Consider the following 22,274-nt stretch of genomic DNA (forward strand, 5'->3'; position numbering starts at 1 on the left):
GGGCGGTGCCGGGCGGCTAACGTCGCCCGGCATGGGACAGCGGGATCCGGGCGAGACCACGGTGCGCTCCAGGGAGCTGGGCGAGGAGCTGCGCAGGGTGCGCAGGCGGGCGAATCTGCGGGCTGAGCGGCTGTCGGCCGCGCTCGGGTGGTCCGCGGGCAAGCTGAGCAGGCTGGAGCACGGCAAGCGGGGGACCAACGACCTGGACCTGGGCTCCCTGCTGGGAGCGCTGGGGGTTGACGCGACCACCCGCGAGCGCATCCGCAGGCTCAGCCAGGAGCGGGACCTGGGCCACTACGTCCGCCCGCACGACGGCATCGGTCCGGACAGCCTGCTGTCGCTGACCATGCACGAGCGGATCGCGGCCACCATGTGCAAGTACGAACCCGCGCTCATCCCCGGCCTGCTCCAGACCGAGGCGTACGCCCGCGCGGTCCTCGGCTGCGGCGACCTCCCTCCCGAGGAACTGGACCAGCAGGTCGCCCTCCGGTTGAACCGCCAGCAGGTCCTGACCGGCCCTGATGCGCCCGACGCGGTCTTCTACCTCCACGAGAACGCCCTGCGGAACGCCATCGGCGGTCGCCGGATCATGCACGACCAGATGATGCGGCTGTTGTTCATGTGCGACTGGCGCAAGCTGACCCTGCGAGTGATCCCGCAGGGCACCGGTCACCCGGCGCTGACCCACGGGTTCAACCTGATGACCTTCGCCGAGCGGTTGAAGCCGGTCGCCTACACCGAGAGCGATGTGGCCACCTTGTTCAGCGAAGACGGACCGTCCATCAAGCTCTTCCAGCACAAGCGGGACGTCCTCGCCCGCCTCGCGCTGGATGCGGAACAATCGCGGTCGGTGTTCGCCCACTGGGCGGACGTGTACGACGGTGGAGAGGACCGCGATGACCGAGGCTCTGCTCTGGCGTAAGAGCAGCTACAGCGGAGGGGCCAACACGGACTGCGTCGAGGTGGCTCCCACCACCCTGGGCGTGGTCGTCCGGGACTCCAAGAACACCAGCGGTCCGGTGCTGGGCTTCCCCGCTGTCAACTGGCGGCTCTTCCTCACCGGGCTGGCCCGGTGAGCGCGTTCTTCCGCCTCGAACCCGAGGTGGCGGGGGAGCTGGTCGACGGCACCGTGCTGGACGCCGCGGCCAGCCCGCCCCGCGTGGAGTCGGTGCACTTCGAGATCACCGAGTGGCTGGGCGACGACCTGGTGACGTCCTTCCCGGTGTTCCTGGTGAGCGAGGAACTGGCCACCGAGCTGGTCGAGGGCGGCCTGGACGGCTTCCGCGTCCGCCAGGCCACCGTGACGGTCACCGACGAGGCGCAGGAGCTGCTGGAGGGCCGCGCGGTGCCCACGTTCCGCTGGCTGGACGTGACCGGGCAGGCCGGGGTGGACGACGTCGGGGTGACCGAGCAGGGCGAGCTGGTGGTCAGCGAGGAGGTCCTGGAGCTGTTCCAGGCGGGCACCCTGGAGAACTGCGAGGTCGAGCGGTACTGACCGCTTGTCACCAGTTCTGAAAAAGTTCAGAATTGGCGCATGACCACCGAGGTGCAGTGGAGCGAGCTCCAACGCGATCCCAAGAGCGTGGCCGCCCTGGCCGACCAGGGTGACGTGCGAGTTCGGCGACGCGATGGCGCAGCACTGCTGTTGACCAGGGAAGATCGCGTGCGGTCCGCCTCGGAGGGCTCGGTGGCAGCGGCGCGCGCGTTGCGCAACGTACTGGCCCACCTGCCTCATGACGTGGCCGCGAACGCGCTGCTGGACGAGTTTCCCTGGGTCGATGTGCTTCCCGAGGACGAGAAGCCGCAGTTCATCGCGGACTTCGCGCGAGCGTTCCAGGCTTCCGCGGAACTTGGTGAGTGGTCGCTCCTGGCTCAGGTGATCAGGGAGTGGCGCAGCACTGCGGCCATCCACGCCAACCCGGCGCTCGCCGCGAAGCTCTCCGAGCCGGTAACCGGTGACTTCGGTCCGGTTCCCGCCCCTGCGGAGGGCTGAGCATGTCGCCGAAACGAGGTGATCGCGTCGCGCCGCCCCCATCACCGGACGGTTGGGATGCCCGGTTCGCCACATCGGATGCGGCCAAGGGGTGGGAAGAGCTCTGCCGCACCGCCCAGGCGAACACCCGGGAAGCCTGGATCGTGCTCACCGAGCGGCCGACGAACCCGGAGAATCCCTCGCGCCAGCACAGGCTCAAGGGGAAGTTCGCCACCGCCGTGGTCGGCGGCGAACTGCTGGAGCAGTGGCAGTACGAGGTGACTGCCGGAGGTCGGGTCTGGTACTGCCCTGATGCTGATCGGCGCGTTGTCCGGGTAGTGCTGGCGGATACGGCGCACCCGAAGGGCACCGACTAGTCACCCCATTACTGGCTCCCACGGGGTGGTGCACGGACAGGATCGCCCCGCCTGCCACGGTGCCCGAGATCGCGATCTGGTACTCGGCGGTCAACCGGCACTCCCGCCTTCAACACGGGCAGCCCGCCTCTCGGGAGTCACCCGTACTACAAGCGCACCTCTCGGTGCAGGTCTACGCCGACCAGCGGTTTCACGCCGACCACAATTCAGTACCGATCGGTCTTGACGTGGTACAGTTATGCACCGATCGGTACTGAACTATGGGAAGGAAGTCCGCGCCATGAAGACCACTTCGCTCGGCGGCCTCACGGTCTCGCGCATCGGCCTGGGAGCCATGGGGATGTCGGCGTTCTACAGCGGCGCAGGCCGGTTCGACGACGAGTCGGTCCGCACGATCCACCGCGCCCTGGACCTCGGGGTCACCCACATCGACACCGCTGAGGGGTACGGCCCCTTCATCAACGAGGAGCTGGTCGGCCGGGCCGTGCGGGGGCACCGGGACGAGGTCGTGCTGGCGACCAAGTTCGGACTGATCTCGCACACCGGTGGCTCGGCCCCGGACAGCACCCCGGCCAACATCCGCCTGGCCGTGGAGGGATCGCTGAAGCGCCTGCGCACCGACTACCTCGACCTCTACTACCAGCACCGGGTGGACCCCGGCACGCCCATCGAGGAGGTCGCGGGGGCGCTGGCCGACCTGGTCGCCGAGGGCAAGATCCGGCACATCGGCCTGTCGGAGGCAGGCCCCGCCACGATCCGCCGCGCTCACGCCGTGCACCCGATCACCGCGGTCCAGTCCGAGTACTCGCTGTGGACCCGCGACCCGGAGGTCGAGGTCCTGCCCGCCCTGCGCGAACTGGGCATCGGCTTCGTGCCGTACTCCCCGCTCGGCCGCGGCTTCCTGACCGGCGACATCCGCTCCCTGAACGATCTCGACGCCGACGACTGGCGCCGCACCAACCACCGCTTCGCCGACGGCAACCTGGAGCGCAACCTGCGCATCGTCGACGAGGTCCGGGCCGTCGCCGCCGAGATCGGCGCCACGCCCGCCCAGGTCGCCCTGGCCTGGCTGCTCGCCCAGGGCGACGACATCGCCCCCATCCCCGGCACCAAGCGAGTCGCCAGGCTGGAGGAGAACGCCGCCGCCGACCGCATCGAGCTCACCGCCGACCACCTCGCCCGCCTGAACAACCTGCCCCCGGCCTCCGGCGAGCGCTACGACGCGGACAACATGGCCGCCATCGACCGCTGAGGGAAGACCGGCCACCACGCACGCCGCGGGCTGGCATCCGGGCGCAGAGTGCCGCATTTCCCATCACGGCACCGAACTCGCGAGTGGCGGTGCGGCCCGACCGGTCACCCCGCTACCGGCTCCCACGGGGTGGTGGGCAGCACGTGGCCGGTCTCCAGCAGCGACTTTAGGTTGGACAGCACGGCGGGCCAGCCCTCGGCGACGTCCCGGTGGTCCTGCTCGTCGGCCAGGTCGACGTGGGTCACGGTGAGCCGCACGGTCGCCCCGTGCGGGTCGATCGCGAAGGTCACGGTGGACGTGCGGGAGGCGTCGTCCCGGTCCTCCCAGGTGGTCACCAGGCGGCGCGGCGGGTCGCTCTCCACGACCGTGCCCACGATGTCGTCCACGCCCGAGCCGTCCGTCCGCCGGTGCGACCACGACGAGCCCACCTGCCAGTCCGACACGTTGCTGTGCCCCCAGTAGGCCGCGGTCAGCTCCGGGTCCGTCAGCGCCTCCCAGACCCGCTCGGGCGTGCTCTCGATGTAGGTGACGTACACGAACTCCCGCTTCACCGCGTCCTCCGCTCGTCGTTTGACCGCGCTGAGCGCCCGCAACCTGGGGCGCTCGAACTTGTCGATCCACCGCTCCTGGATCTCGTGGAGCGGCACGGGGTTGAGGTAGTGCAGCTTCTCCCGCCCACGGCGGGTGGTGCTGATCAGGTTCGCCGCTTCCAGCACGGCCAGGTGCTGGGTGGCGGACTGCCGGGTCATGCCCAGGCGGGCGCACAGCTCGCCCAGGGTCTGCCCGTTCTGCTCGTGCAGCCGGTCCAGCAGGTGCCTGCGGGTCCGGTCGGCCAGTGCTTTGAACACCTCGTCCACGCCGAACAATATGCAGGCATTTACCTGCATGTCAACGCGTGCGGAAGAACTCGCAGGTCAGAACGCTGATTACGCGGGGCGGAAGCTCGGTTCCGCGGTGGACACCGTGACGCTGTTGAGCAGGCGCTCCAGCGCCGCCTCGACGTCTTCCTTCCAGGACGACGCGCTGCGCAGCTCCAGCCGCAGCCGGGGCCAGCGGGGGTGCGGCCGCACGGTCTTGAAGCCCACCTGGAGCAGGAAGTCGGCGGGGGTGACGCAGCTGGGCTTGTCCGGGTCGGGCTGGTTCTCGCCGAACGCCTCGATCGCCTTCACGCCGCGCCGGGTCAGGTCCTTGGCCACGGTCTGCACCAGCACCCGGCCCAGGCCGCCACCGCGGAACTCCGGCAGCACCTCCAGGCCGGTCATCAGCACGGCGTCCGGGCTGACCGGGGAGGTGGGGAAGGCCAGCGAGCGGGGCACCGCGGCGGGCGGCGCGTAGAACACCGACCCGGCGGGAATCCCGTCGCAGTAGATGATGCGCCCGCAGGAGCCCCACTCCAGCAGCACGCTGGAAACCCAGGCTTCCTTCTCGAACTCGGTGTCGCCGAACTCCTCGGCCTGCTCCTTGAGGTGCGGCGCCAGTTCCCAGAAGACACAGGTCCGGCTGTGCTTGGACAGGTGCTCCAGGTTGTCCAGAGTGACGCCCACAACGCGTCGCGACACTCCGACCTCCCGTACCCGACACCCAAGCCCCTACGAGGATAGGCGGATGTGACCCCCACCCGGAAGCCGAATGCCCCTAACGGGACGGCGGTTACACTCGGCCGGGACCGAATCCTCGGCACGATCCCACGGAGTGCCCCATGAACGCACCCGGACAGCCCGCCAAGCAGGGCGCCCGCAGCCTCGACCCGCACCTGCGCCGTTACGCGGCACGCACGGCGGGCATGACGGCATCGGAGATCCGGGCGCTGTTCGCGGTGGCGAGCCGCCCCGAGGTGGTGTCGCTGGCGGGCGGGATGCCGCACCTGGCCGCGCTGCCGCTGGAGTCGCTCAGCGCCGAGATCGGCGACCTGATCGCCACCGACGGCCTGGTCGCGCTGCAGTACGGCTCCGCGCACGGCGTGCCCGAGCTGCGCGAGCAGATCTGCGAGGTGATGGCCCTGGAGGGCATCCACGGCCACCCGGACGACGTGGTGGTGACCGTGGGCTCCCAGATGGGCCTGGACATGGTCACCCGGATCTTCTGCGACCCCGGTGACGTGGTGCTCGCCGAGGGCCCCTCGTACGTGGGCGCGCTGGGCTCGTTCGCCGCCTACCAGGCCCAGGTGGTGCACGTGGGCATGGACGCCGACGGGCTGGTGCCCGAGGCGCTGCGGGAGGCCATCGCCGCGGTGGAGCGCGCCGGGCGGCGGATCAAGTTCCTCTACACGATCCCGAACTTCCACAACCCGGCGGGCGTGACGCTGGCGGTCCAGCGGCGGGCCGAGGTGCTGGAGATCTGCCGGGCGCACGGCATCCTGGTGGTGGAGGACAACCCGTACGGCCTGCTCGGGTTCGACGGCCAGACCTACCCGGCGCTGCGCTCGACCGACCCGGACAACGTGGTCTACCTGGGCTCGTTCTCCAAGACCTTCGCGGCGGGCCTGCGGGTGGGCTGGGTGCTGGCCCCGCACGCGGTGCGCGAGAAGCTGGTGCTGGCCGCCGAGTCGGCCACGCTGTGCCCGCCCACGCTGAACCAGATGGTCGTGTCGCGCTACCTGGCCACGCACGACTGGAAGGGCCAGATCAAGACCTACCGCGAGGCGTACCGGGACCGGCGCGACGCGGCGATCTCGGCGCTGGAGCAGCACATGCCGGTTGGTTCCACGTGGAACAAGCCCGAAGGCGGGTTCTACGTGTGGGTCACCGTGCCGGAAGGCGTGGACACCAAGGCGATGCTGCCGCGCGCGATCACCCAGCGGGTGGCCTACGCCTCGGGCACCGGCTTCTACTCCGACGGCCTCGGCAGCCGCCAGCTGCGCATCTCGTACTGCTACCCGACGCCGGAGCGCATCCGCGAGGGTGTCCGACGGCTCGCGAACGTCATCAAGGACGAGATGGAACTGCACGAGACGTTCGGCCCCACGGTGGGCCGCGCCGTCTCCGGACCGCAGAACCCCTCGCCCGACACCGCCTGACATCCAGGGAGAGGGAAGTGGCTGACCGCTGGGTCGCTGTGCTGTCCGGTGGCCTGTCGCACGAGCGGGAGGTGAGCCTGCGGTCCGGCCGCAGGCTCTCCGCCGCGCTGCGTTCGACCGGCCTGGTCGTGGAGGAGTGGGACGCCGACGCGAACCTGCTCACCCGGCTCAAGGAGCACCGGCCGGACGCCGTGGTGGTGGCGCTGCACGGCGGCGAGGGCGAGAACGGGTCCGTGCAGACCATCCTGGAGCTGCTGGACGTGCCGTTCGTGGGCACCGACTCGCGGGCCTGCCGCCGGGCGTGGGACAAGCCGACGGCCAAGGCGGAGCTGTCCCGCGCCGGGCTGGCCACCCCGGAGTGGGTGGCGCTGCCGCACGCGACGTTCCGGGAGCTGGGCGCGCAGCCGGTGCTGGACGCGATGGTGGAGCGGCTGGGGCTGCCGCTGATGCTCAAGCCGGACCAGGGTGGCTCGGCGCTGGGGGCCAGGGTGGTGCGCGACGCCGCCGAGCTGCCGGCGGCGATGGTGGGCTGCCTGGCCTACGGCGACACGGTGCTGGCCGAGCGGTACGTCGAGGGCGTGGAGGTGGCCGTGGCGGTCGTCGACGGCCCGGACGGGCCTCGGGCGCTGCCGCCGGTGGAGATCGTGCCGGAGAGCGGCGTCTACGACTACACGGCCCGCTACACCGCCGGGCTGACCGACTTCCACGCGCCCGCGCGGTTGGACGAGAAGTCGGCGCAGGCGGTGGGGGAGCTGGCGGTGGCGGCGCACCGGCTGCTCGGGTTGCGGGACGTGTCGCGCACCGACGCGGTGGTGGCTCCGGACGGCACGGTGCACTTCCTGGAGGTGAACGTCTCGCCGGGGTTGACCGAGACCTCGTTGCTGCCGATGGCGGTCGAGGCGGCGGGCGGTTCGCTGGGGGAGATCTACGCCGGGTTGGTCGAGCGCGCGGTCTCCCGATAAGCAGCTTTATCGACAATTACGGCCCGCACCGAAATCGGTGCGGGCCGTAATCATCACCGTGACATAAGTCCCTGGGGTGATCCCTAGCGAGGATCTTGTGTCCGATTTGCCGCTTCCGGCGACATGAGCTGGACGATCCGCTCAAGATCGTCCACGGAGCCGAACTCGACCACGATCCGCCCCTTGCGCTGCCCGAGCTCGACCTTCACGCGGGTGTCGAAGCTGTCCGACAGCCGCTCGGCCAGATCCTGCAACCCCGGCGCTTGGATCGGCTTGCGACGCGCCTGCTTCGCCTTCGCGGGCTCGGCGCCCTTCGCCAGCGTCACCGCCTCCTCGGTCGCCCGGACCGACATGCCCTCCGCGACGATCCGGGTCGCCAGCTCCTCCTGCACACCGGGGTCGTCCAGACCGAGCAACGCGCGTGCGTGCCCCGCCGACAGCACGCCCGCCGCCACCCGCCGCTGCACGGGGAGGGGGAGCTTGAGCAGCCGGATGGTGTTGGTGACCACCGGCCTGCTGCGGCCGATCCGGTCCGCCAGCTCCTCGTGGGTGACCCCGAACTCCTGGAGCAGCTGCTGGTAGGCCGCCGCCTCCTCCAGCGGGTTGAGCTGGACGCGGTGGATGTTCTCCAGCAGGGCGTCCCGCAGCATCACGTCGTCGGCGGTCCTGCGGACGATCGCCGGGATCGTCTTCAGCCCGGCGAGCTGGGTGGCGCGCCACCGCCGCTCGCCCATCACCAGCTCGTAGGAGTCCCGCCCGACCTCCCGCACCACGATCGGCTGCATCAGGCCGAACTCGCGGATGGAGTGCTCCAGCTCGCGCAGCGCCTCCTCGTCGAAGACCTGCCTCGGCTGCTTCGGGTTGGTCCTGATCGAGGTGACCGGCAGCTCCCGGTACACCGCGCCGGCCACCTCCCCGCTCGCCGGAGCGGGAGGCGCAGGGGCGGCGGCGGTGCCGTTGGGCACCGCGCGCACCGGAGCCGGTGCCCCCGGCGGGGGACCGCTGGGGATCAGGGCCGCGAGCCCACGACCCAGGCCACCCTTGCGCTGCTCCGTCATGCCGACCTCATCTCCGCGCCGTACTCGGCGATCTCACGTGCCGCGTCGAGGTAGCTCATCGCGCCCCGCGAACCGGGGTCGTAGGTGAGCACCGTCTGACCGTAACCAGGGGCCTCGGACACCTTCACGCTGCGGGGGATGACCGTCTTGAGCACGGTGTCGCCGAAGTGGCCGCGCACCTCGCTGGTCACCTGGTCGGCCAGCTTGGTGCGGCCGTCGTACATCGTCAGCAGGATGGTGGAGACGTTGAGGTGGGGGTTCAGGTGCGCCTGCACCAGCTCGATGTTGCGCAGCAGCTGCCCCAGGCCCTCCAGCGCGTAGTACTCGCACTGGATCGGGATGAGCACCTCCTGCGCGGCGACCATCGCGTTGACGGTCAGCAGGCCGAGCGACGGCGGGCAGTCGATGAACACGTAGTCCGGCTGGATCGGGTCCAGCGCCTCGGGGCTGAGCGCCTCCTTCAGCCGCGACTCGCGGGCCACCATCGACACCAGCTCGATCTCCGCGCCCGCCAGGTCGATCGTCGCGGGCACGCAGTAGAGGTTGGGGGACTGGTTGCTGACCTGGGCCGCCTCGGCCACCGACAGCTCACCGATCAGCACCTCGTACACCGAGGGCGTGCCCGAGCGGTGCTCGACGGCGAGGGCGGTGCTGGCGTTGCCCTGCGGGTCGAGGTCGATCACGAGCACCTTGAGCCCGTGGATCGCCAGCGCCGCGGCCAGGTTCACCGTGCTCGTGGTCTTGCCGACGCCGCCCTTCTGGTTGGCGACCGTGAAGACCCGGCGACGAGCGGGCTTGGGGAGTTGGTGGGAGTCGGGGTGCAGGACGCGGGTAGCGCGAGCTGCTTCCTCCGCGATCGGGGTCCACACGGTGCTGTCTCCTGCCGGGTCCACGTTGGTTGCCGTGTTCACGTTGTTCAACGGGTGGAGCACGTCTGCCTGCCCACCCCCGCCTTCGGTCCTCGGGTCGGTTTCACGTGGAACACCGGCCTCGCGGAACACCGGTTGCAGCGGGTCGGGGTACACGTTCACCGATCCTTCCTTCTGCGCTGCCCGCCGCCGCGGTGGCTCGCGGGCTCGTCGCGCTCCACCAGCACGACGGTCGTCGGCACTTCGAGCACGTCGTCACCGCAGGAGGTCACCCGCGACCGGGTGCCCCCGGCCCGGCGCACCGCCTCCGCGTCACGCCGCAGTTCCTCCTCCGCGCTCTCGCCCTTGAGAGCCACCAGCACGCCGCCGGGTCGCAGCAGCGGCAGGCACCACCGGGCCAGCCGCTCCAGCGGCGCCACCGCGCGGGCGGTCACGGCGTCGCTGCCGGACAGCCGCTCCAGCACCGGCCCCTCCTCGGCGCGGCCCCGGACCACCTCGACCGACAGGCCGAGCGCGTCGACCACCTCGGTCAGCCACGCCACCCGGCGAGCCATCGGCTCCAGCAGCGTCAGCCGGAGGTCCGGTCGCGCGATCGCCAGCGGGACGCCCGGCAGGCCCGCGCCGGAGCCCACGTCGACCACCCGCGCGCCCTGGGGGAGCACTTCCGCGACGACCGCGGAGTTCAGCAGGTGCCGTTCCCAGAGCCGGTCCACCTCGCGCGGACCGATGAGCCCGCGCTCGACGCCGTGCTCGGTGAGGAGTCCCGCGAAGGCGACCGCGCGATCCAGGTGGTCACCGAAGACCCGCTCCGCGCGGGCTTCCACATCTGCGGCCATGTCTCCGTCCGTGATGTTCCACGTGAAACCACACGGCGCGCACGGCGGCCGGTGGGTGGGGTGGGCGTCCGCCGGGACGGTGAGCGTCCCGCGATCGCGGCCTCGAAGAGGTGCCCGCACCACTATGGCGGATCACCCCCGCGACACGCCAAACGCCGTGCGGAGATCCACCGTGTTTCACGTGAAACGGGCGGCCCGACCGTCCAGCGGGCGGGTCCGGAGGAGTTCCAACCCGACGTCGACCGACTCGACGCGGTCCAGCGCGGGCACCTCGTCGAGCGGGAACCACGCCGCCTGGTCGGTCGAACCGCCCACCTCGTGGGTCAGCTCGCCGCCGACCACCCGCGCCTCGTAGAGGATGCGCAGCCGGTGGTAGTCCGTGTCGACGCCCTTGATGGCCACCGGCCCGTGCACGTTCTGCATCCCCAGCAGCCGGTCCACCTCGACGTGGTAGCCGGTCTCCTCGAACACCTCGCGGATCACCGCGTCGTACGGGTCCTCGCCGTGCTCCAGCCCGCCGCCCGGCAGGATCCACCTCGGCCGGTCCGCGCCGATCCACCGCGACAGCAGGAGGCGGCCGTCGTCGATCACGACGGCGTAGGCGGCGACGCGGAACTTCCGGTTGAGCTCACTCATGCTCGGACCGTTTCACGTGAAACAGGGGCAGGGGAAGAGCCGAGCGTCGCCGAGTCGATCGCGGGCCTCGGACGGCGAAAAAGCGGCGGCCCCGGTTCCGCTGGGGAACCGGGGCCGCCGCCGCGACAACACCTCAGGGCTTGGGCAGCACCACGACCCGGCGCTGCGGCTCCTCGCCCTCGCTCTCGCTGTGCACGCCGTCGACCGCGGCCACGGCGTCGTGCACGACCTTGCGCTCGAACGGCGTCATCGGGTGCAGCCGCACCTTCTCACCGGTGGCCAGCACCTTCTGCGCGGTGGTGCGGCCCAGCTCGGCCAGCTCGGCCCGGCGACCCGCCCGCCAGCCCGCGATGTCCAGCATGAGCCTGCTGCGCACGCCCGTCTCCTGCTGCACGGCGAGCCTGGTCAGCTCCTGCAGCGACTCCAGGACGGTGCCCCTCGGGCCGACCAGCTTCTCCAGGTCGTCGCCGCCGTCGATGCTCACGATCGCGCGACCGGCCTCGACGTCCAGGTCGATGTCACCGTCGTAGTCGAGCAGGTCGAGCAGCCGCTCCAGGTAGTCGCCCGCGATGTCGCCCTCCTGGACGAGCAGGTCCTCCGAGCTGCCCGAGCGGGTCTCGGCGGCTTCCTCGGGAGCCTCCGGCGCGTCCACGTCGGCCGCCTGCAACGTCTCCGACACGATGTCTCCTCTCCAGGGCAGCAGCGCCCAGGTGGTCAGCGGCGCTTCTTGTTGCCCTGCTTCTTGCCAGGGGATCGGTCTGGGCTCAGACCGGGAACCTCGGTGGACGGCTTGCCGTTCGCGCTCGCCCCGGTGTCCTCGGTGGCGGCGGGCTTGGCGTCCTCGGCGGAGGGCTGGCCGGTGGCGGCGGGCCGCTTCTTCTGCGCCGTCTTCGGCGCGGGCTTCTGGCCGGGCTTGGGCGCCAGCGCCTGGCGCTGGGTCGTCGCGGCGACCTTCTTGGCCTCTTCCTCGCGGTCGATGCGGTGGTAGACCACGTACTGCTGGCCCAGCGTCCACGCGTTGTTGCTCAGCCAGTAGAGCAGGATCGCGATCGGGAAGAAGAAGCCGCCGACCAGCACGCCCAGCGGGAAGATGTAGAGCGTCAGCTTGTTCATGATCGCGGTCTGCGGGTTGTCCGCAGCGGCCTGCGTCTGGCGGCCCACCGAGTGCCGCGCGGTGAAGTGCGTGGCGATGCTGGCCACGATCATCAGGGGGATGGCGACGAACAGCACCGCGTTGCGCGAGGTGGCGAACTGCTGGAGCTGGTCGGCGGGCATGGTGATGAACGTCGACAGGTTCGCGCCGAACAGCTTGGCGTTGACGAACGACTCCACGCCCTTGGCGTCGAAGAAGTAGACCTCGCCCCAGCCGGGCTTGAACGAGCGCAGCACGTGGAACAGGCCGATGAACACCGGGATCTGCACCAGCATCGGCAGGCAGCCGCCCAGCGGGTTCACCCCGTGCTCGGCCTGGAGCTTCTGCATCTCCTGGGCCTGGCGCTGGCGGTCGTTGGCGTACTTCTTCTTGATCTTCTGCAGCTCGGGCGCGAACTCCTGCATCTTGCGCATGGAGCGGACCTGGCCGACGAACGGCTTGAACAGCAGGGCGCGCAGCGTGAAGACCAGGAAGACCACGGCCAGGGCCCAGGCGAACCCGCTCGACTCGCCGAAGATGTGGCCGAACACCCAGTGCCAACACCACAGGATGAAGGACACCGGGTAGTAGATGAAGTTGAGCACTAGCTACTCCTCGGCAGGAAGGTCGGGGACCCGGCGCGGAGGAACGGGGTCCAGGCCACCAGGGTGCCAGGGTCCGCAGCGGCTCAGCCTGCGCAAGGTGAGCCAGGAGCCGCGCAGGGGACCGTGGACGGTCAGCGCCTCCACCGCGTAGGCGCTGCAGGTCGGGTGGAAGCGGCAGGTGGGGGGCAGCGCGGGGGAGATGAACCGGCGGTAGAACCGGATCGGCAGCAGCAGCGCCTTGGTCACCGGGCCGGTGCCCGCGGCTCTCCGGGGCGTGGTGGTCATCTCAGCAGCCTGCGCAAGGCGGCGTCGAGGTCCTGGGCCAGCTCGGCGCTGTCCGCCCGCGCGGCGGGGGGCAGCGCGCGCACCACCAGGGACGTGCCCGCGGGCAGCGCGTCGAGCCGGTCGCGCACCAGGTGCCGCAGACGGCGGGTCACCCGGTGCCGGACGACGGAGTTGCCCACTGCCTTGCTCACGACGAAGCCCACCTTGGTGGTGTCCAAGGTGGGCTGCGCCGATGTCAGGACGTGCACGACCAACCGGGGCCTGCCTGCCCGGCGGCCCCGGCGGACCACCAGGCCGAAGTCCTGGCTGCGGGTCAGCCGGGCGGCCGCGGGTAGCACGGACCTGCGGCGATCAGGCGGACAGCTGCTGGCGGCCCTTGCTGCGGCGCGCGGCCAGGATGGCGCGACCGGCACGGGTACGCATCCGCAGCCGGAAACCGTGCGTCTTGGCACGGCGGCGGTTGTTGGGCTGGAAAGTGCGCTTACCCTTGCTCACGGTCGGACTCCCGGTGCTTAACTGCGAAGCAGGTCTGTGGTCGTCCCAGGCCGAACTGCGGTTGTGGGCGCACCAAACGCGCCTCGCGCAAGCGAGGGACTCCACGAGGGTACGCACCCGGGTGCCGCCCGCTCAAATCGGGGTGGTCACACGACGCGCGCCAGCACGTCCGGCCCCGCGCGAGCACCCCGCGCGAGCAGCGGCGGCGGCCTGTGGACCGCCGCGTCACGACCGCCCGCATTAGTGCACAGTTGTGGATAACTCTGTGGATGCCTCTATCCTCCGTGTCCACGTCGTGGATTTCCCCCGGGGGAGACCACGGGGTCAGCCGAGGGGAGGGGAGCGCGGAGGTGTCCGACCACCAGACCGACTTGGGTCTCGTGTGGGAGCAGGTGGTGCAGGAGCTGGCCGCCAGCACCCTGTCCCCCCAGCAGCGCGCGTGGATGCGGGTGACCAGGCCGATCGGCCTGCTCGACGGCACCGCCCTGCTGGCCGCGCCCAGCGACTTCGCCAAGGAGGCGATCGAGCGGGCGCTGCGCGAGCCGATCACCGCCGCGCTGTCGCGCAGGCTGGGCCGCGCGGTGTCGCTGGCGGTGAAGGTCGACTCGCCGGAGCCGGTCGGCGGCCCGCCGACCACGCCGCTGCAGGTGCCGCAGGTGGCGCAGCCCCCGGTCCCGCCCGGTCCCGGCATGGCAGGTCCCGGCATGGCAGGTCCCGGCATGCCGGGGCACGGCATGAGCGGTCACGGGATGAGCGGCCCCGGCATGGGCGGTCCGGTGATGGCGGGCCACGGGGTGCCCGGCGCGGGTGTCCCCGGCTCGTCCGAGGCGGAGGGCGAGGGCGAGTCCGACGGCGACGAGGTGGACGAGGAGCGCGAGGCGCTGGCCACCGTCCAGGACATCTGGCCCACCTACGGCGGCGCCAAGTCGCCCAACGGCACCCCGTTCACCCGGCCCGCCAACCCCGCCTCCTCGCAGACCCGGCTCAACGAGAAGTACAACTTCGACACCTTCGTCATCGGCGCGTCCAACCGGTTCGCCCACGCCGCGGCGGTCGCCGTGGCCGAGGCGCCCGCCCGCGCGTACAACCCCCTGTTCATCTGGGGCGAGTCCGGGCTGGGCAAGACGCACCTGCTGCACGCGGTCGGGCACTACGCCCAGCGCCTGTTCCCCGGCATGCGGGTGCGCTACGTGTCGACCGAGGAGTTCACCAACGACTTCATCAACTCCCTGCGCGACGACCGCAAGGTCGCCTTCCAGCGCCGCTACCGGGACATCGACGTGCTGCTCGTCGACGACATCCAGTTCCTGGAGGGCAAGGAAGGCACGCAGGAGGAGTTCTTCCACACGTTCAACACGCTGCACAACTCCAACAAGCAGATCGTGGTGTCCTCCGACCGGCCGCCCAAGCGGCTGGAGACCCTGGAGGACCGGCTGCGCACCCGGTTCGAGTGGGGCCTGATCACCGACATCCAGCCGCCCGAGCTGGAGACCCGCATCGCCATCCTGCGCAAGAAGGCCGCGCAGGACCGGCTGGCCGCGCCCGCCGAGGTGCTGGAGTTCATCGCCGCCCGCATCGAGCGCAACATCCGCGAGCTGGAGGGCGCGCTGATCCGGGTGACCGCGTTCGCGTCGCTGAACCGGCAGCCGGTGGACGTGCAGCTGGCCGAGATAGTGCTGCGCGACCTGATCCCGGACTCGCACGCGCCGGAGATCACCGCGCCGACGATCATGGCGGTCACCGCCGAGTTCTTCGGGGTGAGCATCGACGACCTGTGCGGGCCGGGCAAGACCAAGGTGCTGGCCCAGGCGCGGCAGATCTCCATGTACCTGTGCCGGGAGCTGACCGACCTGTCGCTGCCCAAGATCGGGCAGACCTTCGGCGGCCGCGACCACACCACCGTCATGTACGCGGACAAGAAGATCCGCAAGGAGATGGCCGAGCGCAGGCGCATCTACGACCAGGTGCAGGAGCTGACCTCCCGCATCAAGCAGCGCGCGCGCCACACCCTGTAGAAGACCGAACCGCCTCGGCGTCCGTGAAGGGCGCCTGCCGGTGCTCGCCCCGCCACCCGGGGCGACGCGGGCAGGCGCCCTTCGTCGTTCCAGGGGCCGCCGACCCCGGGGCGGACGGCTCCGCGGCGGCCGGGATTGGGGAAGTGGATCACCGGGTACCCGGTCGTCGGGGTGCCCGGATGGGTGAACTCCAGGCCACGAACCGCCTCCTGGCCTGTGGACAACTCCGTTTTGGGGAGATCCGGGCCACGATCACCCTGTGCAGCACCCGGGGACAGGTCGGCCAACACCCGGGGATGAACCCGGGGACAACTCGGCCGTCCTGTGGACCGAACGGAGCAGCCCGGCAGTTCTCCCCGGGGCAGCCGATCTGTCCCCGGGCAACCCCCCGTGTTCGTCCACACCTCCAAGTGGGCGACTACCAGGCACAACGCCGGTTGTCCACACAATCCACAGCCCTTACTGCTGTTGCTGTTGTCTTCCCTTGAAGAGATGAACAAAGAAAAAACAGGCGGGGGCGGTTCCCGGGGACAAGCGGGCTCCGGGGGTCCGCCCCGGGCAACGGCCCCGAGGTGACGAGCGGCCGAGGGAAGCTCTACGGTGGAGCCCCCGAGCCGGAGGTCGCGACGACCCGGCGAGGCCAACGGCTCCCACCCCCACCGCAACGCCCGCTGTTGCCGGTCATGCCGACTTCAGGAAAGGACGCCCCATGAAGATCCGCGTCGAGCGCGACGGCTTGGCCGACGCCGTCGCCTGGGTCGCGCGCAGCCTGCCGTCCAGGCCGCCGGTCCCGGTGCTCGGTGGAGTCCTGCTCGATGCCGGGGCGGAGGACGGGTCCGGCGAGGCGCTGACCGTCTCCGGCTTCGACTACGAGGTGTCCGCCCAGTGCGGCGTGCCCGCCACCATCGCCGACGGGGGTCGGGCGCTGGTGTCCGGGCGGCTGCTCGCCGACATCACCAAGGCGCTGCCCAACCACCCGGTGGAGATCGCGGTCGACGGCGCGCGGATGACCATCACCTGCGGCAGCGCCCGGTTCAGCCTGCCGACCATGCCGGTGGAGGACTACCCGGCGCTGCCGTCGATGCCGCAGCTGGCGGGCGAGCTGCCCGGCGAGGTCTTCGGCGAGGCGGTCGCCCAGGTCGCGGTCGCCGCGGGCAAGGACGACACGCTGCCGATGCTGACCGGCGTCCGGCTGGAGATCGGCGATGGCAAGCTGACCCTGGTGGCCACCGACCGGTTCCGGCTGGCCATGCGCGAGTTCCCGTGGCAGCCCGACGAGTCGCTGGGCGAGGTCGCCGTGCTGGTCCCGGCGCGCACCCTCAACGACGCCGCCAAGACCCTCGGCGCGTCCGGCGCGAAGGTCGAGCTGTCGCTGGCCGCCAACGACGGGCTGCTCGGCCTGTCCGGCACCGGCCGCCGCACCACCACCCGGCTGCTGGACGCGGACTTCCCCAAGTACCGCCAGCTGCTGCCCAGCGAGCACTCCGCGGCCGCGATCATCGGGGTCGACTCCCTGGTGCAGGCGATCAAGCGGGTGTCGCTGGTGGCCGAGCGCGGCACCCAGGTGCGGCTGGAGTTCGTCGACACCGCGCTGCGGCTGTCCGCGGGCGGCGACGACGAGGGCAGCGCGGAGGAGGAGCTGCCGGTGGACTACACCGGCGACCCGGTGACCATCGCGTTCAACCCGACCTACCTGCTGGAGGGTCTGCAGGCGGTGCGCACCCCCAGGGCGCACTTGTCGTTCACCACACCCAGCCGTCCGGCACTGCTCAAGCCGGTGAACGAGGATGGTGAGGTGGCGCCGGGCTACCTGTACCTGCTGATGCCCGTGCGCCTGCCCGGCTGATCCACCAACCCGACAGGGAGAACAAGACCGTGCAGCTCGGACTCGTCGGCCTCGGCAAGATGGGCTTCAACATGCGCGAGCGGATCCGCCGCGCGGGGCACGAGGTGGTCGGCTACGACCGCAATCCCGAAGTGACCGACGCGGACTCGCTCGCCGACATGGTGGGCAAGCTGGACGCGCCGCGCGTGGTGTGGGTGATGGTGCCCGCCGGTGAGATCACCCGGCAGACCATCGCCGAGCTGGGCGAGCTGCTCTCGCCCGGCGACCTGGTCATCGACGGCGGCAACTCCCGCTTCACCGACGACACCCGCAACGCCGAGGCGCTGGGCGCCAAGGGCATCGGCTACCTCGACTGCGGCGTGTCCGGCGGCGTGTGGGGCCTGGAGAACGGCTACGGGCTGATGGTCGGCGGCGAGCCCGAGCTGGTCGAGCGGGCCATGCCGATCTTCGACGCGCTGCGCCCGGAGGGCCCCCGCGAGGAGGGCTTCGCGCACGCGGGCCGGGTCGGCGCGGGCCACTTCGCCAAGATGGTGCACAACGGCATCGAGTACGGCCTGATGCAGGCCTACGCCGAGGGCTTCGAGCTGCTGGAGGCCTCCGACATCGTGGAGGACGTGCCCGCCACCATCAAGGCGTGGCAGCGCGGCACGGTCGTCCGGTCCTGGCTGCTGGACCTGCTGGTGCGCGCGCTGGAGTCCGACCCGGAGCTGGACGACCTGCGCGGCCACGTCGAGGACTCCGGCGAGGGCCGGTGGACCGTCGAGGAGGCGATCAAGCACGCGGTGCCCGCGCCGGTGATCTCCGCGGCGCTGTTCGCCCGGTTCGCCTCGCGGCAGGAGGACTCGCCCGCGATGCGCGCCGTCGCGGCTCTGCGCAACCAGTTCGGCGGGCACGCCGTGCAGGCCGCCGGGCCCTCCTCGGGGTCCGGCAGCACCCAGGGCTGAGCCCGCGTTGTACGTCCGGCACCTGCAGGTCGCGGATTTCCGCTCGTGGGAGCACGCGGACCTGGCCTTCGAGCCGGGGGTGAGCGTCCTGGTCGGGCGCAACGGCCAGGGCAAGACCAACCTGGTCGAGGCGCTGGGCTACGTGGCCACCCTCGGCTCGCACCGGGTGGCCACGGACGCGCCGCTGATCCGGCACGGCGCGTCCCGCGCGGTGGTGCGCGCCGCGGTGGTCAACGAGGGGCGCGAGCTGCTGGTCGAGCTGGAGATCACCGCGGGCAGGGCGAACCGGGCGCGGGTCAACCGCGGCCCGGTGCCGCGCCCGCGCGACGTGCTGGGCATCCTGCGCACCGTGCTGTTCGCGCCGGAGGACCTGGCGCTGGTGCGCGGCGACCCCGGCGAGCGCCGCCGGTTCCTCGACGAGGTGGTCACCACCCGCGCGCCGCGCTTCGCCGGGGTGCGCGCGGACTACGAGCGGGTGCTCAAGCAGCGCGGCGCGCTGCTGAAGACGGTGCGCTCGGCGCGGTCGGCGGAGCTGGGCACGCTGGACGTGTGGGACGGCCACCTGGCAAGGCACGGCGCGGAGCTGCTGGCCGCGCGGCTGGCGCTGGTGGCCGACCTGGCCCCGCACGTGGCGGCGGCCTACGCCGAGGTGGCGCCGGAGTCGCGGCCCGCCCGCATCTCCTACCGGTCCAGCCTGGGCGAGGCGTTCCCCGGCACGCCCGACCGGCAGGCGCTGGAGGAGGCGCTGCTGGCCGAGCTGGGCAGGCTGCGCAGGCAGGAGATCGAGCGCGGGGTGTGCCTGGTCGGGCCGCACCGCGACGACCTGGAGCTGTTCCTGGGGGAGCTGCCCGCGAAGGGCTACGCCAGCCACGGCGAGTCCTGGTCGTTCGCGCTCGCGCTGCGGCTGGGCGGCTACGAGCTGCTGCGCGCCGAGGGCGGCGAGCCGGTGCTGGTGCTCGACGACGTGTTCGCCGAGCTGGACCGGGGGCGCAGGCGGCAGCTGGCGAAGGTCGCGAGCGCCGCCGAGCAGGTGCTGATCACCGCGGCGGTCGCGGAGGACGTGCCGGAGGAGCTGGTGGGTGTGCGGTTCGAAGTCCGGGACGGGGAGGTGCGCCGTGCCTGATGACCGACTACCCCAATCGGGTGTGACAGGCGGCACACCTGGGGACAACCCTGTGGATGGTGTGGATAACTCGGCCCCGCAAGCGCCCGCATCCACAGGCGCGGACCCCGCCGAGGGCGGTTTGCGCGGTTCCGACCTCGCCCGCGCCGCGCTGGAAGCGGCCCGCGCCTCGGCCCAGCAGCGCGGCGGGCGGGTCCGCCGCGGCACCGCCAAGGGCGTCGCCGGGCGCAGGCGCAGGCGCGGCTGGTCCGGCCCCGGCCCCGACGACCGCGACCCGCAACCGCTGGGACGGCTGGCCTCGCGCCTGGCCGCCGACCGGGGCTGGGCCGAGCGGCTGGCGGGCGGACAGGTGTTCGGCCGCTGGGCCAAGCTGGTCGGCGAGGACGTCGCCGAGCACGCCCGGCCGGTCGCCTTCGAAGGCGGCGAGCTGACCGTCCAGGCCGACTCCACGGCCTGGGCCACCCAGCTGCGGCTGCTGCAGCGCGAGCTGCTCAAGCGGATCGCCGCGGGCGTCGGCGACGGCGTCGTGACCAGGCTCAAGGTGCAGGGCCCCGCCGCCCCCAGCTGGCGCTACGGCCCCAGGCACGTTCCGGGACGCGGACCACGCGACACCTACGGGTGAGCTCCGCCGGTGCCGCAGCGTCGATCCTGTGGCGCGGTGAGCGCGCGTGAGCCGATTCCGAGCCCCCGACCAGCGGTCCGCACTCGACCGCTTCCGATTCGGGCGCTCTGCGAGCGAATCAGGGCTGTCCTCGATGCGCTTCTGTCGGTGCTGCCCAGTAGAATCGAAGGGCAGCGTTACACCGTCGTCGCACGTGACGGCGTCCCTGTCGCTTCAGTCTGAGGAGACACCAGGCCCGTGGCAGCCAAGAAGAATGAATACAGCGCGTCTTCGATCACCGTCCTGGAGGGCCTGGAGGCGGTTCGCAAGCGCCCCGGCATGTACATCGGCTCCACCGGCGAGCGGGGTCTGCACCACCTCATCCAGGAGGTCGTGGACAACTCCGTTGACGAGGCGATGGCGGGCTACGCCACCATGGTCGAGGTGACCCTGCTGGCCAACGGCGGCGTCCGGGTGGTCGACGACGGTCGCGGCATCCCCATCGACATCCACCCCGTGGAGCAGCGACCCACCCTGGAGGTCGTGCTCACCACCCTGCACGCGGGCGGCAAGTTCGACAGCGACTCCTACGCGGTCTCCGGCGGCCTGCACGGCGTGGGCATCTCCGTGGTCAACGCGCTGTCCACCGCCGTCGACGTCGAGGTCAAGCGCCAGGGTTTCACGTGGAACCAGCGCTTCGAGGCGTCCAAGCCCGCGCACGAGCTGCGCAAGGGCGCCCCGACCGGCGACACCGGCACCACCATCACCTTCTGGGCCGACCCCCAGATCTTCGAGACCACCGAGTACAACATCGAGACGATCTCCCGCAGGCTCCAGGAGATGGCCTTCCTCAACAAGGGGCTGACCATCGTCCTGCGCGACGAGCGGGTGGACGAGGCCGAGGGCGACGAGGCCGACGCCGAGGGGCACGTGGCGCGGGTGCGCGAGCGCACCTTCCACTACCCCAACGGCCTGGAGGACTTCGTCCGCCACATCAACCACACGCGCGAAGCCGTCCACCAGAAGGTCATCTACTTCGAGGCCAAGGGCGAGGACCTCGAAGTCGAGGTCGCCATGCAGTGGAACACCGGCTACACCCCCTCGGTCTACACCTTCGCCAACACCATCAACACCCACGAGGGCGGCACCCACGAGGAGGGCTTCCGCGCCGCGCTGACCCGCGTGGTCAACGAGTACGCCCGCGACAAGAAGCTGCTCAAGGAGAAGGACTCCAACCTCACCGGCGACGACATCCGCGAGGGCCTGGCCGCGATCATCTCGGTCAAGCTCAAGGAACCCCAGTTCGAAGGCCAGACCAAGACCAAGCTGGGCAACAGCGAGGCCAAGTCCTTCGTCCAGAAGTCCACCAACGAGCACCTCGCCGACTGGTTCGAGCGCCACCCCAACGAGGCCAAGACCATCGTCACCAAGGCGGTCTCCTCCGCCCAGGCCCGCATCGCCGCCCGCAAGGCCCGCGAACTGGTCCGCCGCAAGGGCGCCCTGGAGATCGGCGGCCTGCCCGGCAAGCTCAAGGACTGCCGCTCCACCAACCCGGAGGAGTGCGAGATCTACGTCGTGGAGGGCGACTCCGCGGGCGGCTCCGCCAAGGAGGGCCGCGACTCGCTGTTCCAGGCGATCCTGCCCATCCGCGGCAAGATCATCAACGTGGAGAAGGCGCGCATCGACCGCGTCCTCAAGAACAACGAGGTCCAGTCCCTCATCACGGCCCTGGGCACCGGCATCCACGAGGACTTCGACCTCAGCAAGCTGCGCTACCACAAGATCGTGCTCATGGCCGACGCCGACGTCGACGGCCAGCACATCCGCACCCTGCTGCTCACCCTGCTCTTCCGCTTCATGCGCCCGCTCATCGAGCACGGCCACGTCTACATCGCCCAGCCACCCCTCTACAAGATCAAGTGGCAGCGCGCCGAACCCGAGTACGCCTACTCCGACCGCGAGCGCGACGGCCTCATCGAACGCGGGCTCGCCGCGGGCAAGCGCATCGGCAAGGACGACAACATCCAGCGCTACAAGGGCCTCGGCGAGATGAACGCCGACGAGCTGTGGGAGACCACCATGGACCCCGCCAACCGGGTCCTGCTCCAGGTGACCATGGACGACGCGGCCACCGCCGACGAGCTGTTCAGCGTCCTGATGGGCGAAGACGTCGAAGCCCGGCGCTCGTTCATCACCCGCAACGCCAAGGACGTCCGCTTCCTGGACGTGTGAGCACCGCCCTCCCCGAGC

At 71.1% G+C, this 22,274-nt stretch carries 25 protein-coding genes; 14 read left to right on the forward strand and 11 right to left on the reverse strand.

Annotation, left to right across the window (positions count from 1 at the left end):
- Window positions 1-31 precede the first annotated feature (31 nt).
- The 6 genes from JOF41_RS30465 (at window position 32) to JOF41_RS30490 (ending at window position 3,601) form a co-directional block, all read left to right on the forward strand.
- Window positions 32-922 (forward strand): DUF5753 domain-containing protein, encoded by an 891-nt coding sequence (locus tag JOF41_RS30465; RefSeq protein ID WP_209623447.1) that lies wholly within the window; start codon window positions 32-34, stop codon window positions 920-922.
- Window positions 897-1,076, forward strand: coding sequence for a DUF397 domain-containing protein (locus tag JOF41_RS30470; protein ID WP_189221558.1), 180 nt, complete (start codon window positions 897-899; stop codon window positions 1,074-1,076). Before JOF41_RS30465 ends, JOF41_RS30470 begins: the two co-directional genes overlap by 26 nt.
- The gene (locus tag JOF41_RS30475) at window positions 1,073-1,495 is read left to right on the forward strand and encodes a hypothetical protein (protein ID WP_189221557.1); all 423 of its coding nucleotides are present in this window, start codon (window positions 1,073-1,075) and stop codon (window positions 1,493-1,495) included. Before JOF41_RS30470 ends, JOF41_RS30475 begins: the two co-directional genes overlap by 4 nt.
- A 39-nt stretch (window positions 1,496-1,534) precedes the next feature.
- Window positions 1,535-1,993, forward strand: a complete 459-nt coding sequence (locus JOF41_RS30480) for a hypothetical protein (protein WP_189221556.1) — start codon at window positions 1,535-1,537, stop codon at window positions 1,991-1,993.
- A 2-nt stretch (window positions 1,994-1,995) separates the two neighbouring features.
- The gene (locus JOF41_RS37470; protein WP_244989732.1) at window positions 1,996-2,349 is read left to right on the forward strand and encodes a hypothetical protein; all 354 of its coding nucleotides are present in this window, start codon (window positions 1,996-1,998) and stop codon (window positions 2,347-2,349) included.
- Between the two features lie 280 nt (window positions 2,350-2,629).
- On the forward strand, window positions 2,630-3,601 hold the full coding sequence (locus tag JOF41_RS30490; RefSeq protein ID WP_209623448.1) for an aldo/keto reductase: 972 nt from the start codon (window positions 2,630-2,632) through the stop codon (window positions 3,599-3,601).
- 104 nt (window positions 3,602-3,705) lie between these two features.
- Here JOF41_RS30490 and JOF41_RS30495 read toward each other — a convergent pair whose 3' ends face one another.
- Both JOF41_RS30495 and JOF41_RS30500 read right to left on the reverse strand, forming a co-directional pair.
- Window positions 3,706-4,458, reverse strand: coding sequence for an ArsR/SmtB family transcription factor (locus JOF41_RS30495; RefSeq protein WP_209623449.1), 753 nt, complete (start codon window positions 4,456-4,458; stop codon window positions 3,706-3,708).
- Between the two features lie 69 nt (window positions 4,459-4,527).
- A complete protein-coding gene (locus tag JOF41_RS30500; protein ID WP_189221552.1) occupies window positions 4,528-5,160 on the reverse strand; it encodes a GNAT family N-acetyltransferase in 633 nt (210 codons plus the stop codon).
- Between the two features lie 140 nt (window positions 5,161-5,300).
- Between JOF41_RS30500 and JOF41_RS30505 the strand changes: the two genes are divergently transcribed.
- Window positions 5,301-6,617 (forward strand): aminotransferase-like domain-containing protein, encoded by a 1,317-nt coding sequence (locus tag JOF41_RS30505; RefSeq protein ID WP_209623450.1) that lies wholly within the window; start codon window positions 5,301-5,303, stop codon window positions 6,615-6,617.
- A gap of 17 nt (window positions 6,618-6,634) precedes the next feature.
- The gene (locus tag JOF41_RS30510; protein ID WP_189221550.1) at window positions 6,635-7,579 is read left to right on the forward strand and encodes a D-alanine--D-alanine ligase family protein; all 945 of its coding nucleotides are present in this window, start codon (window positions 6,635-6,637) and stop codon (window positions 7,577-7,579) included.
- A gap of 83 nt (window positions 7,580-7,662) precedes the next feature.
- Here JOF41_RS30510 and JOF41_RS30515 read toward each other — a convergent pair whose 3' ends face one another.
- The 9 genes from JOF41_RS30515 to rpmH form a co-directional block, all read right to left on the reverse strand.
- On the reverse strand, window positions 7,663-8,637 hold the full coding sequence (locus tag JOF41_RS30515; protein ID WP_189221549.1) for a ParB/RepB/Spo0J family partition protein: 975 nt from the start codon (window positions 8,635-8,637) through the stop codon (window positions 7,663-7,665).
- Entirely contained in the window at window positions 8,634-9,548 is a 915-nt protein-coding gene (locus JOF41_RS30520) for a ParA family protein (RefSeq protein WP_307867732.1), read from the reverse strand. Before JOF41_RS30520 ends, JOF41_RS30515 begins: the two co-directional genes overlap by 4 nt.
- Window positions 9,549-9,664: 116 nt before the next feature.
- Window positions 9,665-10,342 carry a 16S rRNA (guanine(527)-N(7))-methyltransferase RsmG gene (gene rsmG, locus JOF41_RS30525; protein WP_189221548.1) on the reverse strand — a complete coding sequence of 226 codons (678 nt, stop codon included), beginning with the start codon at window positions 10,340-10,342 and terminating at the stop codon, window positions 9,665-9,667.
- Between the two features lie 177 nt (window positions 10,343-10,519).
- Window positions 10,520-10,978 (reverse strand): NUDIX hydrolase, encoded by a 459-nt coding sequence (locus JOF41_RS30530; RefSeq protein ID WP_189221547.1) that lies wholly within the window; start codon window positions 10,976-10,978, stop codon window positions 10,520-10,522.
- 133 nt (window positions 10,979-11,111) lie between these two features.
- On the reverse strand, window positions 11,112-11,657 hold the full coding sequence (locus JOF41_RS30535; protein ID WP_209623451.1) for a Jag family protein: 546 nt from the start codon (window positions 11,655-11,657) through the stop codon (window positions 11,112-11,114).
- A gap of 35 nt (window positions 11,658-11,692) precedes the next feature.
- Window positions 11,693-12,715 carry a membrane protein insertase YidC gene (gene yidC, locus JOF41_RS30540; RefSeq protein WP_189221545.1) on the reverse strand — a complete coding sequence of 341 codons (1,023 nt, stop codon included), beginning with the start codon at window positions 12,713-12,715 and terminating at the stop codon, window positions 11,693-11,695.
- Between the two features lie 3 nt (window positions 12,716-12,718).
- Window positions 12,719-13,000 (reverse strand): membrane protein insertion efficiency factor YidD, encoded by a 282-nt coding sequence (gene yidD, locus JOF41_RS30545; protein ID WP_209623452.1) that lies wholly within the window; start codon window positions 12,998-13,000, stop codon window positions 12,719-12,721.
- Window positions 12,997-13,338: a ribonuclease P protein component gene (gene rnpA, locus JOF41_RS30550; protein ID WP_209623453.1), complete on the reverse strand. Its 342-nt coding sequence runs from the start codon at window positions 13,336-13,338 to the stop codon at window positions 12,997-12,999. Before rnpA ends, yidD begins: the two co-directional genes overlap by 4 nt.
- A gap of 13 nt (window positions 13,339-13,351) precedes the next feature.
- Window positions 13,352-13,495, reverse strand: coding sequence for a 50S ribosomal protein L34 (gene rpmH, locus JOF41_RS30555; protein ID WP_015105868.1), 144 nt, complete (start codon window positions 13,493-13,495; stop codon window positions 13,352-13,354).
- A gap of 350 nt (window positions 13,496-13,845) precedes the next feature.
- Here rpmH and dnaA point away from each other — a divergent pair, with 350 nt between their 5' ends.
- The 6 genes from dnaA (at window position 13,846) to gyrB (ending at window position 22,256) form a co-directional block, all read left to right on the forward strand.
- A complete protein-coding gene (gene dnaA, locus JOF41_RS30560; protein ID WP_209623454.1) occupies window positions 13,846-15,510 on the forward strand; it encodes a chromosomal replication initiator protein DnaA in 1,665 nt (554 codons plus the stop codon).
- Window positions 15,511-16,219: 709 nt separating this feature from the next.
- A complete protein-coding gene (gene dnaN, locus JOF41_RS30565; protein ID WP_189221541.1) occupies window positions 16,220-17,356 on the forward strand; it encodes a DNA polymerase III subunit beta in 1,137 nt (378 codons plus the stop codon).
- Between the two features lie 29 nt (window positions 17,357-17,385).
- Complete coding sequence (gene gnd / locus JOF41_RS30570) at window positions 17,386-18,300, forward strand: phosphogluconate dehydrogenase (NAD(+)-dependent, decarboxylating) (RefSeq protein WP_209623455.1); 915 nt, start codon at window positions 17,386-17,388, stop codon at window positions 18,298-18,300.
- A 7-nt stretch (window positions 18,301-18,307) separates the two neighbouring features.
- Complete coding sequence (gene recF / locus JOF41_RS30575; protein ID WP_189221539.1) at window positions 18,308-19,423, forward strand: DNA replication/repair protein RecF; 1,116 nt, start codon at window positions 18,308-18,310, stop codon at window positions 19,421-19,423.
- A gap of 61 nt (window positions 19,424-19,484) precedes the next feature.
- Complete coding sequence (locus tag JOF41_RS30580) at window positions 19,485-20,045, forward strand: DciA family protein (protein WP_372448536.1); 561 nt, start codon at window positions 19,485-19,487, stop codon at window positions 20,043-20,045.
- 237 nt (window positions 20,046-20,282) lie between these two features.
- A complete protein-coding gene (gene gyrB / locus JOF41_RS30585; protein ID WP_209623456.1) occupies window positions 20,283-22,256 on the forward strand; it encodes a DNA topoisomerase (ATP-hydrolyzing) subunit B in 1,974 nt (657 codons plus the stop codon).
- Window positions 22,257-22,274 lie beyond the last annotated feature (18 nt).

Source organism: Saccharothrix coeruleofusca, assembly GCF_017876325.1.
Taxonomy (GTDB): Bacteria; Actinomycetota; Actinomycetes; order Mycobacteriales; family Pseudonocardiaceae; genus Actinosynnema; species Actinosynnema coeruleofuscum.